This window comes from Streptomyces sp. KMM 9044, assembly GCF_024701375.2.
In the GTDB taxonomy this organism is placed as follows: domain Bacteria; phylum Actinomycetota; class Actinomycetes; order Streptomycetales; family Streptomycetaceae; genus Streptomyces.
The window spans coordinates 3,657,607-3,672,246 of the sequence record NZ_CP113910.1 but is presented as its reverse complement, the minus strand read 5'-3'; the positions used below and the strand labels follow the sequence as shown (position 1 = coordinate 3,672,246).

The 14,640-nt window shown below is 69.6% G+C and carries 12 protein-coding genes and 1 tRNA gene; 8 read left to right on the top strand and 5 right to left on the bottom strand.

Going from position 1 to position 14,640, the window contains the following annotated elements:
- The first annotated feature begins 65 nt into the window (after positions 1-65).
- The 8 genes from HUV60_RS16560 (at position 66) to HUV60_RS16525 (ending at position 7,462) form a co-directional block, all read left to right on the top strand.
- Complete coding sequence (locus HUV60_RS16560; protein WP_257851670.1) at positions 66-968, top strand: LLM class flavin-dependent oxidoreductase; 903 nt, start codon at positions 66-68, stop codon at positions 966-968.
- 540 nt (positions 969-1,508) lie between these two features.
- On the top strand, positions 1,509-2,753 hold the full coding sequence (locus tag HUV60_RS16555) for an IS110 family transposase (protein ID WP_257850531.1): 1,245 nt from the start codon (positions 1,509-1,511) through the stop codon (positions 2,751-2,753).
- Positions 2,754-3,024: 271 nt separating this feature from the next.
- Complete coding sequence (locus HUV60_RS16550; protein WP_257851671.1) at positions 3,025-4,068, top strand: ABC transporter ATP-binding protein; 1,044 nt, start codon at positions 3,025-3,027, stop codon at positions 4,066-4,068.
- Positions 4,058-4,975, top strand: coding sequence for an ABC transporter permease (locus HUV60_RS16545; RefSeq protein ID WP_257850532.1), 918 nt, complete (start codon positions 4,058-4,060; stop codon positions 4,973-4,975). Before HUV60_RS16550 ends, HUV60_RS16545 begins: the two co-directional genes overlap by 11 nt.
- A complete protein-coding gene (locus HUV60_RS16540; protein ID WP_257850534.1) occupies positions 4,972-5,883 on the top strand; it encodes an ABC transporter ATP-binding protein in 912 nt (303 codons plus the stop codon). The genes HUV60_RS16545 and HUV60_RS16540 overlap by 4 nt, the downstream gene beginning before the upstream one ends.
- An 11-nt stretch (positions 5,884-5,894) precedes the next feature.
- On the top strand, positions 5,895-6,614 hold the full coding sequence (locus HUV60_RS16535; RefSeq protein ID WP_257850535.1) for an ABC transporter permease subunit: 720 nt from the start codon (positions 5,895-5,897) through the stop codon (positions 6,612-6,614).
- Positions 6,615-6,792: 178 nt separating this feature from the next.
- Positions 6,793-7,047 carry an SGM_3592 family protein gene (locus tag HUV60_RS16530; protein WP_443047525.1) on the top strand — a complete coding sequence of 85 codons (255 nt, stop codon included), beginning with the start codon at positions 6,793-6,795 and terminating at the stop codon, positions 7,045-7,047.
- Between the two features lie 330 nt (positions 7,048-7,377).
- A tRNA-Ser gene (locus tag HUV60_RS16525) sits at positions 7,378-7,462 on the top strand.
- A gap of 48 nt (positions 7,463-7,510) precedes the next feature.
- Here HUV60_RS16525 and HUV60_RS16520 read toward each other — a convergent pair.
- From HUV60_RS16520 to HUV60_RS16500, 5 genes are all read right to left on the bottom strand, one after another.
- Entirely contained in the window at positions 7,511-8,323 is an 813-nt protein-coding gene (locus HUV60_RS16520) for an HAD family hydrolase (RefSeq protein WP_257850537.1), read from the bottom strand.
- Complete coding sequence (gene serS, locus HUV60_RS16515; RefSeq protein ID WP_257850538.1) at positions 8,320-9,597, bottom strand: serine--tRNA ligase; 1,278 nt, start codon at positions 9,595-9,597, stop codon at positions 8,320-8,322. The genes HUV60_RS16520 and serS overlap by 4 nt, the downstream gene beginning before the upstream one ends.
- 641 nt (positions 9,598-10,238) lie before the next feature.
- Positions 10,239-11,171: a prephenate dehydratase gene (pheA, locus tag HUV60_RS16510; RefSeq protein ID WP_257850539.1), complete on the bottom strand. Its 933-nt coding sequence runs from the start codon at positions 11,169-11,171 to the stop codon at positions 10,239-10,241.
- 93 nt (positions 11,172-11,264) lie between these two features.
- Entirely contained in the window at positions 11,265-12,569 is a 1,305-nt protein-coding gene (gene efeB, locus HUV60_RS16505; protein WP_257850540.1) for an iron uptake transporter deferrochelatase/peroxidase subunit, read from the bottom strand.
- Between the two features lie 6 nt (positions 12,570-12,575).
- The gene (locus HUV60_RS16500; protein ID WP_257850541.1) at positions 12,576-14,630 is read right to left on the bottom strand and encodes a copper resistance CopC/CopD family protein; all 2,055 of its coding nucleotides are present in this window, start codon (positions 14,628-14,630) and stop codon (positions 12,576-12,578) included.
- Between the last annotated feature and the right edge of the window lie 10 nt (positions 14,631-14,640).

Genomic DNA, 14,640 nt, shown 5'->3' with positions numbered 1-14,640 from the left:
TGATCAGTGGGGACTCGCCTACGTCGAGCCCCGACCAGGAACGCGCTCGACGTAGGCTCACCGGCATGAGCCTGCGCCTGAGCACCGTGATCCTTCCTGTCGACCGCTGGCACGAGGGAGGTCGCGCCAAGTGGCAGCGCGCCGAGGAACTCGGCTTCCACGCCGCGTACACCTACGACCACCTCTCCTGGCGCAGCTTCCGCGACGGCCCGTGGTTCGGTGCCCTTCCCACCCTCACCGCCGCCGCCACGGCTACGGACCGCTTGCGCCTGGGCACCTTGGTTACGTCGCCAAACTTCAGGCACCCAGTGACGCTCGCCAAGGAACTGATCTCGCTCGACGACATCTCCGGCGGGCGGGTCACCCTCGGCATCGGCGCCGGCGGCAACGGCTTCGACGCCACCGCGCTCGGCCAGGAGGCGTGGACACCGAAGGAGCGGGCAGACCGGTTCGGCGAGTTCGTGCCGCTGCTCGACCGTCTACTCACCGAGGGCGTGGTCTCACAGAAGGGCGACTTCTACACCGCCGAGGAGGCCCGCAACCTCCCCGGCTGCGTACAGCGCCCCCGACTGCCGTTCGCGGTGGCGGCGACCGGCCCACGCGGCCTGAAGCTCGCTGCGCGACATGGGCAGGCGTGGGTGACGACGGGTGACCCGAAGCTGTACGAGGAGGGGACACCGGAGCAGTCGGTCGAGGCACTGCGCGGGCAGATCGAAAGGCTCGGCAAGGCGTGCGCCGAGGCCGACCGAGACGTGGCCGACCTAGACAAAATCCTGCTCCACGGCTTCACCCCCGACCAGAACAGGCCGCTGGAATCCGTGGACGCCTTCGTCGACTTCGCCGGCCGCCACCAAGAGCTCGGCTTCACCGAGATGGTGATCCACTGGCCGATCCCCGACTCGGGCTTTGCGGCTGGCAAGGCAGTCTTCGAGCAGATCGCCACAGAAGCGGTCGCCCAGCTCGGCTGAACGCCGACGATCGACGGGCGGTCCGGGGACGCTGACCACCATCGTCAATAGGGCTTGATCTCTCCCCTTTCCTGTGAGAGCCCGCAAGGCTTTGCGCACAGCGATGACTCTGTTGCCCCATTGCGGAGAGTGACGCCGGCCCGTCGACGGGGCGCAGGGAACGGGCCTCGCGAGGAAGCGGTCCAGCCCCGGCCGGCCCCTCCCGGATGCGGTGCGTGACCCTCCCCCGAATTGAGCGACAGCAACTCAGCACGGCTTCGCCGTGCGCCGGGGGCACAGTAAATGGGTCGGCGTGCGCCGTGCGCGGTCCTGACCGCCCTGTCGCGGGAACGATCGCGTCGGGACAGTGGAACTGCTCGTTCCGGACGAGACCGACGACTCTGTGATGCCTCCGAGCTCGCACGACAGCATGGTACTGAGGGCCGTCCACGGGAACCGTGGAGTGTTGCCATGAGCACGCGCGTCAGATTCTGCGCACTGCCTTGGCCCTCCCGGAACGGCACCGCGAAGCGACAACCGAACAGAAGCGGAGCCGTGGCCATGGACGTCCTTCACGAACGCTGCGCCGGCATCGACATCAGCAAGCGGGACGCCAAGGTGTGCGTGCGCACCCCCAGCCCCAGACGCAAAGGGACGTTCACCCAGCAGACCACGACCTTCGGCGCTACCACCAACGCCATCCTCGACCTGCGCGAACACCTCCTCGGCGCGGACGTCACCCTGGTGGTGATGGAGGCAACCGGCGACTACTGGAAGCCCTTCTACTACCTGCTGATCGAGGAACTGAACGTCATCCTGGTCAACGCCCGTCAGGTGAAGAACCTGCCCGGCCGCAAGACCGACGTCTCCGACGCCGCCTGGCTGGCCCAACTCGGCTCCCACGGCTTGGTGCGGGCCTCGTTCGTGCCTCCACAGCCCGTACGCGAGCTGAGGGATCTCACCCGGGCCCGCACCCAGCTCACCCGCGAACGCGCCCAGGTCGTGCAGCGCCTGGAGAAGCTGCTGGAAGATGCCGGCATCAAGCTCTCCGCCGTCGTCTCCGACCTGATGGGAGTCTCCGGCCGCGCCATGCTCCAGGCCCTGATCGACGGGCAGCGTGATCCGCAGGTCCTCGCCGACCTCGCCAAGCGCCGCATGCGTAGCAAGATTCCCGAGCTGACCCAGGCGCTGACCGGCCGCTTCCGCGAACACCACGCCTTCCTGACCCGCCTCTATCTCGACCAGTACGACCACCTGTCCGGTGCCGTCAACCAGCTGACGGCCCGCATCGAGGAGGCGATGACCCCTTTTCGCCCGGCGCTGGACCTGCTGGACACGATCCCGGGAGTGAACCGGGCGGTGGCGGAAGTGATCGTGGCCGAGACCGGGGGTGACATGGCCCGGTTCCCCTCGGCCAAGCACCTGGCCTCCTGGGCCGGGCTGTGTCCGGGACACCACGAATCGGCCGGCCGGGTCCGCAGTACCCGGGTCCGGCCCGGCAACCCCTACCTGAAAGGGGCACTGGGGATGGCCGCATTCGGAGCGGCACGGACCAAGGACTCCTTCCTGCAGGCACGCTACAAGCGGCTGACCGCTCGCCGCGGCCCGATCAAGGCGCTGGTCGCCGTCGAGCACTCGATCATCACCGCGATCTGGCACATGCTCAACGACAACGTGCCCTACCACGAGCTCGGCGGCAGCTACTTCACCCAACGAGATCCCGAGCGGGCCGCACGCCGAGCCGTCTCCCGGCTGAACGAACTCGGCTACCGCGTCACCCTCGACCCGATGGACGCCGCTGGATGAACGAGCATGTCCGAAGCCCGGCGGAGACGACTCCGACCGGGCCGATACCCCTGTCCGAGAGAGCACCCACCTGCAGTTATTTACGCGTCAGAGTCAGCGATGAGGTGTTGGGGGAGAAAAGACGATGCCGTCGGCAAATCCGACACGGGGCGGTTCACAGCCCCCTGGTGGGGGATCCCCTACGGGCACGTACAACTCCAGGCGGACGCGAAGACAGCTCTCCGGTCTGACGACCCGCGTGGCGAGGGTCACTAACGTCGGGGGTGTGACTGTGATCGCGACCGAAAGCCTGAGCAAGCGGTTCCCCAGGGTGACCGCGCTTGACCGGCTCTCCATGGATGTCGGACCCGGTGTGACCGGGCTCGTCGGGGCCAACGGAGCCGGCAAGTCCACGTTGATCAAGATCCTTCTTGGTCTGTCCCCCGCGACGGAGGGCCGCGCCGAAGTGCTCGGCCTCGACGTCGCGACCAAGGGCGCCGCCATCCGGGAGCGGGTCGGCTACATGCCGGAGCACGACTGCCTGCCGCCTGACGTCTCGGCCACCGAGTTCGTGGTCCACATGGCACGGATGTCGGGCCTGCCGCCCACCGCAGCGCGGGAGCGCACCGCGGACACCCTGCGTCACGTCGGCCTGTACGAGGAGCGCTACCGCCCCATGGGCGGCTACTCGACGGGCATGAAGCAGCGTGTGAAGCTCGCGCAGGCCCTGGTGCACGACCCGGACCTGGTCTTCCTGGACGAACCGACCAACGGTCTCGACCCCGTCGGCCGCGACGAGATGCTCGGTCTGATCCGTCGTATCCATACCGACTTCGGGATCTCGGTCCTGGTCACCTCCCACCTTCTGGGCGAACTCGAGCGCACCTGTGACCACGTGGTCGTCGTGGACGGCGGCAAGCTGTTGCGCTCCAGCTCCACCACGGACTTCACCCAGATCACGACGGCCCTCGCGATCGAGGTCACCGACACCGACGAGCACCCCGACGGCACCCGCGCGGTGCGTGACGCGCTCCACGCGCGCGGAGTGACGGTCCAGGACGGCAGCGGACTTCCGGGCTCCGGACACGTCCTCCTTCTCACCGCCCAGGGGGAGGAGACCTACGACCTGGTGCGGGACGTGATCGCCGACCTCGGACTCGGCCTGGTGCGTATGGAACAGCGCCGCCACCACATTGCCGAGGTCTTCACGAACGACACGAACGACACGAACGACACGAACGCCGACACAGGCACGGACACAGGGACAGCCAAAGGCACCGGGGCCGACGGCGGCAACGGCGAGCAGCGGAAGGAGGCGGTCGGCCATGGCGGTTGAGCAGCCCCTGCGGACACCCGCACCGACGCCGGGTGACCAGACCCGGATCCACAACATCGGCTACCGCTCCTACGACGGACCCCGTCTCGGACGCTCCTACGCCAGGCTCTCGCTGTACTCGCAGTCCCTGCGCGGCTCCTATGGACTCGGACTTTCGGCGAAGTCCAAGGTGCTGCCGATGCTGCTGTTCGTGGTGATGTGCGTGCCCGCCGCCATCATGGTCGCCGTCGCGGTCGCCACGAACGTCAAGGAACTGCCCGTCGACTACACGCGCTACGCGATCATCATGCAGGCGGTCATCAGCCTGTACGTCGCCGCTCAGGCGCCCCAATCCGTCTCGCGCGACCTGCGCTTCAAGACGGTTCCCCTGTACTTCTCGCGGCCCATCGAGACCACGGACTACGTGCGCGCCAAGTTCGCGGCACTGGCCTCGGCCCTGTTCATCCTGACCGCCGTTCCCCTGCTCGTGCTCTATGTGGGCGCGCTGCTGGCCGAGCTCGATTTCACCGACCAGACCAAGGGATTCGCGCAGGGGCTCGTCTCCGTGGCACTGCTCTCACTGCTCTTCGCAGGCATCGGCCTCGTCATCGCGGCGGTCACCCCGCGCCGCGGCTTCGGCATCGCCGCCGTGATCGCCGTCCTGACCATCTCCTACGGCGCGGTCTCCATCCTCCAGGCGATCGCGGACGTCCAGGACAGCTCCGGTTCGATCGCCTGGATCGGGCTGTTCTCGCCGATCACCCTCATCGACGGTGTGCAGTCCGCCTTCCTGGGCGCGAGCAGCACCTTCCCGGGCGGAACCGGACCGTCGAACGGCGAGGGCGTGGTGTACGTCCTCTTCACCCTCGGCCTGATCGCGGCCTGCTACGGCCTTCTGACGCGCCGCTACCGGAAGGTGGGCCTGTGACCACGCTCTCCATCGACCACGTCTCCCGCTGGTTCGGCAACGTGGTCGCCGTCAACGACATCACCATGACCATCGGCCCCGGCGTCACCGGCCTCCTCGGCCCCAACGGAGCCGGAAAGTCCACCCTCATCAACATGATGGGCGGCTTCCTCGCCCCCTCCACCGGCACCGTCACCCTCGACGGCGAGGCCGTGTGGCGCAACGAGAAGATCTACCGGCACATCGGCATCGTCCCCGAGCGCGAGGGGATGTACGACTTCCTCACCGGCCGCGAGTTCGTCGTCGCCAACGCCGAGCTGCACGGACTGGGCGCCAAGGCGGCCCAGCGGGCCCTGGCGACGGTCGAGATGGAGTACGCGCAGGATCGTAAGATCGCGACGTACTCCAAGGGCATGCGGCAGCGAGTGAAGATGGCCTCCGCGCTCGTCCACGAGCCGTCCCTGCTCCTGCTGGACGAACCGTTCAACGGCATGGACCCGCGCCAGCGCATGCAGCTGATGGACCTGCTGCGGCGTATGGGCGACGAGGGCCGCACCGTGCTGTTCTCGTCGCACATCCTCGAAGAGGTCGAGCAGCTCGCCTGGCACATCGAGGTCGTCGTCGCCGGCCGGCACGCGGCCAGCGGCGACTTCCGCAAGATCCGCCGCCTGATGACGGACCGCCCGCACCGCTACCTGGTGCGCTCCAGCGACGACCGCGCCCTCGCGGCCGCGCTGATCGCCGACCCGTCCACGTCCGGCATCGAGGTCGACCACAGCGAGGGCGTCCTGCGGATCCAGGCCGTCGACTTCGCCCGCTTCACGTCCCTGCTACCCAGGGTCGCGAAGGAACACGGCATCCGCCTGCTCACGGTCTCGCCGTCCGACGAGTCCCTCGAGTCCGTCTTCTCGTATCTCGTCGCGGCGTAGGAGGCCGAACCATGTACGACCCCACAGTCGCCCGACTCACCTACCGGGCCCTGCTCGGCCGTCGCAGGGCCCTCATCCTGGGCGCCCTGCCCCTGCTGCTGATCGCGATCTCCCTGGCGGTGCGCGCCCTCGCCGGTGCCGACGACCAGACCGCGGCCGACGTGCTCGGCGGACTGGCGCTCGCCACCATGGTGCCGATCATCGGTGTCATCGCCGGCACCGGCGCCATGGGCCCCGAGATCGACGACGGCTCGGTGATGTACCTGCTGGCCAAGCCGATCAAGCGGTCCACGATCATCTTCACCAAGCTGATCGTGGCGATCGCCGTGACGATGGTCTTCTCGGCGGTGCCCACCCTGATCGCCGGCTTCATCCTCAACGGCAACGGCCAGCAGGTCGCCGTCGCCTACACGGTGGCCGTGCTGGTCGCCTCCATCGCGTACGCGGCGCTCTTCCTGCTGCTCGGTACGGTCTCCCGGCACGCGGTGGTGTTCGGGCTGGTCTACGCGCTGGTCTGGGAGGCCCTGTTCGGCTCCCTGGTGCCCGGCGCCCGCACGCTGAGCGTCCAGCAGTGGTCGCTCGCGGTGGCCCAGAAGGTCTCCGGGGGCGACCTGGTCACCTCGGACGTCGGTCTGACGACCGCGACGGTCCTGCTGGTCGTCGTCACCGTCCTGGCCACCTGGTACGCCGGCCAGAAGCTGCGCACGCTGACGCTCGCCGGAGAGGAGTGACCTCACCTCGTTCCGCCCCCTGTTCCACTCCGGCACACCGGGCGCAGGGGGACACCGAGGGCTACGGCTCCTGATCCGGCGAAAGGGCCGATCGCGAGGGCGGACGGGACGTTCGGGCACGGCGAACGACGGAAGCACGAGAGCGACGACCGGCCCGGCCCCGGCCCGGCGACCCGCTCTGTCCCCGACCTGGCGATCGGGCCGGGGACACCGGGGCCGGGGCAGTGACTCCACCACCCCGGACGACGTGGCTCTGGACGACGCCCTCATCCACGCCGCCGAGACCGCCGAGCCGTCTGCCCGTGCCCGCATGCTGACCGAACGCTGGCGGCACGAGGAGCCGGAGCCGCGGCCCTGGCGCTCCGACGAGCCGCCGACAGGATGGTTCTTCAGCAAGGCACGCCGACGCGGGTGGCGGCACCGGCGGGGGTGAACGGGGTGGCGCAGGGCCCCGTGGCTCCGGGCTCTCGGCCCCGTGTTTTTGGCACACTCCGTCGGCCGGGCCCGGCCGGGCCTTAAATGAGTGGCATCCAACTCGCCCGGCGGGCAGAGTGGTTGTGTCCGCATCGCCGGGAACGCCCGGTGCCGTGATCCGGGAGAGGAGCGGGACGATGTCCATGCACGGCAGTACGTCCAGCTCCTGCCAGGGCAGCCGACGGCGGGCTCCGGAGTAGTTCCTGCTCCGTCGCCGAGTCCGCCCCACGGGGAGCTGCCCGGGGCGGCCGCTTCGAGCACGCGCATCAGCCGCGTGGGCCGCCCACCCGGAGGATTGGCCGAGAGGTAAGGCACCGGCTTGCTGAGCCGAGGTCGGGCGAAAGTCCGCGCACGTTCGATCCGTGCATCCTCCGCACGACGTTGAACCCGCGAAGGCTCGTTGAGCGCGGGCCTTCGCGGGTTCAGGCCCCTCGGCCGAGCAACCGCTCCAGCACCACCGCGATCCCGTCCTCCTCGTTGGAGGACGTCACCTCGTCGGCCACCGCCCGCAGTTCCTGGTGGGCGTTGGCCATGGCGGCGCTGTACGCGGACCAAGCGAACATCGGGATGTCGTTGGGCATGTCGCCGAAGGCGATCGTGCCCGCGGCCTTCGCCCCGAGCCGGCGAGCGGCCAGGGACAGCCCGGTGGCCTTGGACAGGCCGAGGGGAAGCAGTTCGACGATGCCTTCGCCCGCCATGGCGACGGTGACGAAACCGCCCGCGGTACGGGTGGCCACCTCGGTGAGTTCGTCGTCGGTGAGTGCCGGGTGCTGGATGTACAGCTTGTTCAGGGGAGCCGCCCACAGGTCCGCCGCGTCCGTGAGCGGCGCCGAGGGCAGCCTGCCCGTCACCTCGTAGCCGGGGCCGACCAGTACCTCGCCGTCCAGACCGTCGCGGCTCGCGGCCAGGTGCAGCGGACCTACCTCCGCCTCGATCTTGGCCAGCGCCACTGAGGCCAGCTGCCGGTCCAGGGTCACCGACGTGAGCAGCCTGTGCGCCCCGGCGTCGTACACCTGGGCGCCCTGGCCGCAGACGGCGAGCCCTTGGTAGCCGAGGTCGTCGAGGATGGGCCGGGTCCAGGGAACCGCGCGGCCGGTGACGACGATGTGGGCGGCGCCCGCCGCGGTGACGGCGGCGAGCGCGTCCCGGGTGCGTTCGGAGACCGAGTGGTCCTCACGCAGCAGTGTGCCGTCGAGGTCGGTGGCGACGAGCTGGTACGGGAACGCCGCGCTCACTTGGTGACCGGTTCCAGGAGCTCCCGGCCGCCCAGGTACGGACGCAGCACTTCAGGGACCCGCACCGAACCGTCGGCCTGCTGGTGGTTCTCCAGGACGGCCACGATCGTGCGCGGTACGGCGCACAGGGTGCCGTTGAGCGTTGCCAGCGGACGCACCTGCTTGCCGTCCCGCACGCGGATCTGGAGCCGACGGGACTGGTACTCGGTGCAGTCCGAGGTCGAGGTCAGCTCGCGGTACTTGCCCTGGGTCGGGATCCACGCCTCGCAGTCGTACTTCCGCGCGGCGGAGGAACCCAGGTCGCCCGAGGCGACGTCGATCACGCGGAACGGCAGCTCCAGCGACGTCAGCCACTGCTTCTCCCACTCCAGCAGCCGCTGGTGCTCCTCCTGCGAGTCCTCCGGAGCGACGTAGGAGAACATCTCGACCTTGTCGAACTGGTGTACGCGGAAGATGCCGCGGGTGTCCTTGCCGTGGGAGCCGGCCTCGCGCCGGAAGCAGGGTGAGAAGCCCGCGTACCGGAGGGGCAGCCGGTCGGCGTCGATGATCTCGTCCATGTGGTAGGCGGCGAGCGGCACCTCGGACGTGCCGACCAGGTAGAGGTCGTCCTTCTCGAGGTGGTAGACGTCCTGGGCCGCTTGGCCGAGGAAGCCGGTGCCCGCCATGGACTGGGGCCGGACCAGGGCCGGGGTCAGCATCGGGGTGAAGCCGGCCGCGGTCGCCTGGGCGATCGCGGCGTTCACCAGCGCCAGCTCGAGCAGGGCGCCGACGCCGGTCAGAAAGTAGAAGCGCGACCCGGAGACCTTGGCGCCGCGCTCGACGTCGATGGCGCCGAGGAGCTGGCCGAGCTCCAGGTGGTCCTTGGGCTCGAAGCCCTCGGCGCCGAAGTCACGTGCGGTGCCGTGCGTTTCCAGCGTGACGAAGTCCTCCTCGCCGCCGACCGGGACGTCGGGGTGGACGAGGTTGCTCAGCCTGCCCAGAAGCTCCTGCGTCTCGGCCGCCGCCGTGTCCCGTTCCGCGTCGGCAGCCTTGACGTCGGCCGCGAGTGTGCCGGCCTTTTTCAGCAGCTCGGCCTTCTCGTCGCCGGCAGCCTTGGGGATGAGCTTGCCGAGTGCCTTCTGTCCGGCGCGCAGCTCGTCGAAGCGGACGCCGGACGACCTGCGCCGTTCGTCGGCGGACAGGAGGGAGTCGACGAGCGCGACGTCCTCTCCACGGGCGCGCTGCGAAGCACGCACACGGTCGGGGTCCTCACGGAGCAGGCGAAGGTCAATCACGCGGTCAAGGCTACCGGTGCGGGGGGACGCCCCACGACTCACTATTCCACCGGAGTCACTCGCCGACCGTTATGAGTGAATTGCCCCCTGTATCCGTAAGGGTTGATTCGAGGCCCCCATGAAGTGCCTCAGGGTCGGCTCGAGGTCAACGGGAGTGATCCCCTCCCGGAAAAAAAGGGGGGCGGTCCGCGGGCTGCCCGTTGGCTGCAATCCCTTACGGGAGTCGGTGAGCGGCACCCGTTTATCCACAGGCATCCAGGGGCTTCCGAAAGTTATCCACAGGGTGTGAAGAAAATCTGTGGATTTCGGAATCGGTCACTCCGAAGCGCGCGGCTGGGGGTGAGGATTCCCGTCGCGAACTCCCCTTACCTCCACTTTTGGGTAGAAAGGGGTCACTCTGGAGGATTGGCTAAAGGGGAAGGGCGAACGAAGGGTGATCCCCGGGTGAGTGGGTGCGACCAGGAGCAGTGGAGGGATTTGTCGATGAACCCGCACCATGCTGTCGACTTGTCCCCAGGTCGAGAAGTGGGCCTGTGGATAACTTCTGTGGATAACGAAAATCGGAAGATAAGACTGATAGGGGTTGGCCGCAAGCGACCCAGGGCCGCCCACGACCGATCCCTCACCCGGCCTTCGGGCTCTCAGAACCGGCCGTCCTGGCAGCGGGCCACCCAGTCCGCCGCGGAGGCGAATTCGTCGTCCGAGGTCCCGGGCTGGAGATCCCGTCCCTTCGCCGGCCCTGCATCCGCACGTGGGTACGAACCGAGGAAGCGCACCTGGAGGCAGACCCGCTTGAGACCCATCAGCGTCTCGGCCACCCTGCGGTCCGAGACATGGCCCTCGGCATCGATGCAGAAGCAGTAATTGCCGATACCGGCACCGGTGGGCCGGGACTGGAGCAGCATGAGGTTGACGCCGCGCGTGGCGAACTCGCCCAGCAGATCGCGCAGGCCACCGGGGTGGTCGTCGCGTTGCCACAGCACGATGGACGTCTTGTCCGCGCCGGTGGGCGCGGCGGGCCGCGCGGGCCGTCCGACCAGGACGAAGCGGGTCTGGGCGTTCTCCGCGTCGTGGATTCCGGTCTCCAGGGCCTCCAGCCCGTACCGGGCCGCCGCGAACTCGCCGGCGAAGGCCGCGTCGTACCGGCCCTCCTGCACCAGTCGGGCCCCGTCCGCGTTGGAGGCGGCCGATTCCCAGACGACGTCCGGGAGGTGCTTCTTCATCCAGTTGCGGACCTGCGGCTGGGCGGCGGGGTGGGCGGTGACGGTCTTGATCTCCGACAGCCTGGTGCCGGGGCGGACGAGCAGCGCGAAGGTGATCGACAGCAGCACCTCGCGGTAGATGGTCAGCGGGGTGCCCGCGACCAGTTCGTCGAGAGTGGTGGTGATGCCGCCCTCGACGGAGTTCTCGATGGGGACGAAAGCGGCCTCGGCCTCCCCTGCGCGCACCGCGTCGAGCGCGGACTGCACGGACACGTACGGGATCAGTTCCCGGGTGGCCGCCTCCGGGAGAGTGCGCAGGGCGACTTCGGTGAAGGTGCCCTCGGGGCCGAGATACGCGTAGCTCGCTGGCATGACCTCACCCTAATGGGCCCACCGCCGGAGGTGCCCTCGGACGCCCGCCCAGGAGTGGCGCCACGGGGTGGCATGCACGTGACACGGGCGACCTCAGCCCTCCAGCAGCCGTTGCCCCACATACTCGCCCTCTGCCGCGCCGCCCGGCGCCGCGAACAGTCCGCTCGCCTCGTGCCGGAGGAACGGCGTCAGCGCGTCGCCCCGGTCGAGCTTGCGCTGCACCGGAACGAAGCCGCGCAGAGGGTCGGCCTGCCAGCAGACGAACAGCAGACCCGCGTCGGGCACGCCGTCCGGGTCCATGCCGTCGTGGTACGAGAGGGGGCGCCGGAGCATCGCCGCACCGCCGTTCTGGTCGGGGCGGGTGATCCGGGCGTGGGCGTTGACGGGAACCACCAGATTTCCCGCGGAGTCCGTTTTCTCCAGGTCTATTTCGGACGTCTCGGTGCCTCCGGACAGTGGCGCTCCGTCGGACCTGCGGCGCCCGACGACGGCCTCCTGCTCCGTGACCGCGAGCTTGTCCCAGTCGTCGAGCAGCATGCGGATGCGGCGGACGACCACGTAGGAGCCGTGCGCCATCCAGGCGGGGTCACCGTTCGCCGGTACGAAGATCCGTTGGTCGAAGTCGGATTCGGACGGCTTGGGGTTGCGGGTGCCGTCGATCTGGCCCATCAGGTTGCGTGCGGTCATCGGGCGGGCGGTGGCGCCGGGTGAGCGGTTGAACCCGTTCATCTGCCAGCGCACCCTGGCCGCGGAACCGGCGCCCTTCTGCACGGCGCGCAGTGCGTGGAAGGCGACCAGGGCGTCATGGGCACCGATCTGCACCCACAGGTCGCCGTTGCTGCGAGCCTTGTCGAGGTGGTCGGAGGAGAAGTCGGGCAGCGGGTCCAGGGCCGGCGGACGCTGCTTCTCCAGTCCGGTACGCGCGAAGAAGCTGTGACCGAAGCCGAAGGTGAGGGTCAGTGAGGAGGGCCCGGCGTCTTGGGCCACACCGGTGTCCCCATCGGCGCTCGGTTCACCTGCCATGAGCCGTCGGGCCGTGTCCGACCAGCGGCGCAGCAGGGCAGCCGCTTCCTTGCGCCCGGCGCCCGGCGCGAGGTCGAAGGCGATGAGATGACCGCGGGCCGGGAGCCCGTCGGTGATGCCGGGCTGATGTTTCCCGTGAAACATCGCCCGGCCCTCGCCTACGGAGGTCAGCGGGATGACCTCGGCGGGCGCGGCGGGCGCGGCGGCGGCGTAGCCCACCGCACCGCCTGCGGCACCGAGCACGATTCCGGTGGCCCCGGCGGTGCCGAGCAGGCGGCGCCGAGAGATGCCCTCCCGGTCGGCGGGCGCGGCGGTGCCTTCCCGGGATTCTGGCGCCGCAGGGGTGCGGGCCTCCGGAATGGACTGGTCAGCCATGGTGGTTCAGCCGATCTGTGCGTTCTTGGAGACGGTCACCTGGTCGATGTCGGAGGTCCGTACGGTCACCTCGACCGTCCAGTCTCCTGCCATGGGGATCTGCACCCCGCTCGCCGACCAGCGTCCGGTGGCGAGGTGGTCGGGAACGACGGGCAGCGGTCCGATGTCTTTCGCTTCGAGAGTGAAGGCGACTTTGAGCTCGGGGACGTCGAAGACCTTGCCGTCGATCCGCTCCACATAGACGTGCATGTCGTTGGCGCCCACGCGTGCGGGGTCCAGGTCGATGGTGACGACGCCCTTGCCGTCCTTGCCGCCGGTGTCGAAGGGCATGTTCAGGGTCACCGCACCGGTTCCCTGGGCGGGCGTGGCCGAGGGCGACGACGTGGCCGAGGGCGACGAGGCGGCCGATGCTGCCTCCTGTTCCGTGCGCCCCGGTTCGGTCTGCGTGAGCACGGTGGTGATCGCGAGCAGGACGACGGCGATACCGGCCTCGGCGAACACGGAGCGACGCAGCCCGAAGCGGTTCGGGTCGGAGTCCCGCAGCCGCTTCTGCCGGGCGGTCGCCACGGCGGCCCGCTGTCGGGCGAGTTGCGCGGCCCGCACGGAGTCCCCGCCGGCCTTCGCCCCGGCGCCGGACTCCTCCGAATGAACCTCTGCAGGCCCCGTGCCGTCCGCGGCCTTCCCCCGTTCCACCTCGGTGTCGGTGTCGGTGTCGGTGTCGGTGTCGGAGACAGGGACGCCCTTCTCCGTACCGGTCACCCCGCCCTTCGCGGCTGACACCCCCGCCATGGTTTCCTTCGGCTCCTCCCGGCGTGACACCGGCGTACCGGGCTCCGCCAGTCGCGCCGTCCACCGCCGGGAGGCGTACGCGATCCCGACCATGACCACCACGAGCCCGATCTTGGCGAGGAGCAACTGCCCGTACAGGGTGTCGGTGAATGCCGACCAGGAGCCGAGCTGCCGCCAGCTCTGGTAGGTCCCGGTGACGACCAGTGTGACCACACTGCCGAACGCGAGCCGAGAGAACCGCCGGACGGCGGCCACGTCGACCGCGGTCTCGGCAGGGGCCCGGTAGAGCGCGACGAGCAGGGCGGTGAGCCCGCCGAGCCAGGCGGCGACGGCCAGCAGGTGGACGACGTCGACCGGCATCGCGATGCCCGGCTGGACCCCTTGGGACGCGTGCTCGGACATGGCCCAGCTCGCGGCGAGCCCGGCCGACACGACCGTCCCGCCGATCGCGAGCCCGAAGGACAGGTCCCGCGTCTCCTCGTCGCTGCGCTGGTACTGGGCGGCACCGAAGAGCACCGCGATGAACAGCGCCGCCGCGGCGAGCAGCAGCAGCCGTGACACGAGGGCCGCGCCGGTCTTGGTCTGCAGTACCTCGCTGAGCAGCGTCAGGTCGAAGACGTCGGCGACCTTCCCGGAACTCGTGTAGGAACCGCGCAGGAGCAGCAGCGCGAGGGTGGCCGCGGTGAGCGTGAGCCACCCGGAGACGACCAGCCACTGCACCGCCCGTACGCCGGAGCCGTGCCGCCAGCAGGCGAGCACGAAGGCGGCCCCGCCGACCATGACCACGAACCCGGCGTACGACAGGTACCGCCCGATGCTGTACAGCGAGCCGACCAGTCCGTCGTCGGAGGCCTGGGCGGTGGCCTCGACGGAGGTCTCCGAGGGGGCCCCGACGGAGAAGGTGAAGGCACCGGCGACGGGATGGCTGTCCGCGGACACCACCTGGTAGGTGACGGTGTAGGTGCCGTCGGGAAGACCACCGAGCAGCCGCACGGTGTACGTGGTGCCGCTCGCGTCGGCCGGGCCGCCCTTGTCGACCCGCTCGCCCCTGGGGTCGAGGACGCGCAGGGCGTCTTCGCTCACCGCGACCGGTTCGGAGAAGGTGAGTGAGACCTGGGCGGGGGCCTGGTCGACCACCGTCCCCTGCTGGGGATCGCTGCCGGTCAGCGCGGCGTGCGCGGAGGCGGGAGCGGCCCCGGCGAGGAGCGCGCCGGTGACGGCCAGGAACAGCAGCACCAGGATCCGGGCGCGGGGGGCGATGGTCTGGGTCACAGGGGTTTCT

Coding starts and splice junctions, on each gene's coding strand:
- HUV60_RS16560 (WP_257851670.1), top strand. CDS start 66: ATGAGCCTGCGCCTGAGCACCGTGATCCTTCCTGTCGACCGCTGGCAC.
- pheA (WP_257850539.1), bottom strand. CDS start 11,171: ATGCCAGCGAGCTACGCGTATCTCGGCCCCGAGGGCACCTTCACCGAA.
- HUV60_RS16545 (WP_257850532.1), top strand. CDS start 4,058: ATGGCGGTTGAGCAGCCCCTGCGGACACCCGCACCGACGCCGGGTGAC.
- HUV60_RS16535 (WP_257850535.1), top strand. CDS start 5,895: ATGTACGACCCCACAGTCGCCCGACTCACCTACCGGGCCCTGCTCGGC.
- efeB (WP_257850540.1), bottom strand. CDS start 12,569: ATGGCTGACCAGTCCATTCCGGAGGCCCGCACCCCTGCGGCGCCAGAA.
- HUV60_RS16555 (WP_257850531.1), top strand. CDS start 1,509: ATGGACGTCCTTCACGAACGCTGCGCCGGCATCGACATCAGCAAGCGG.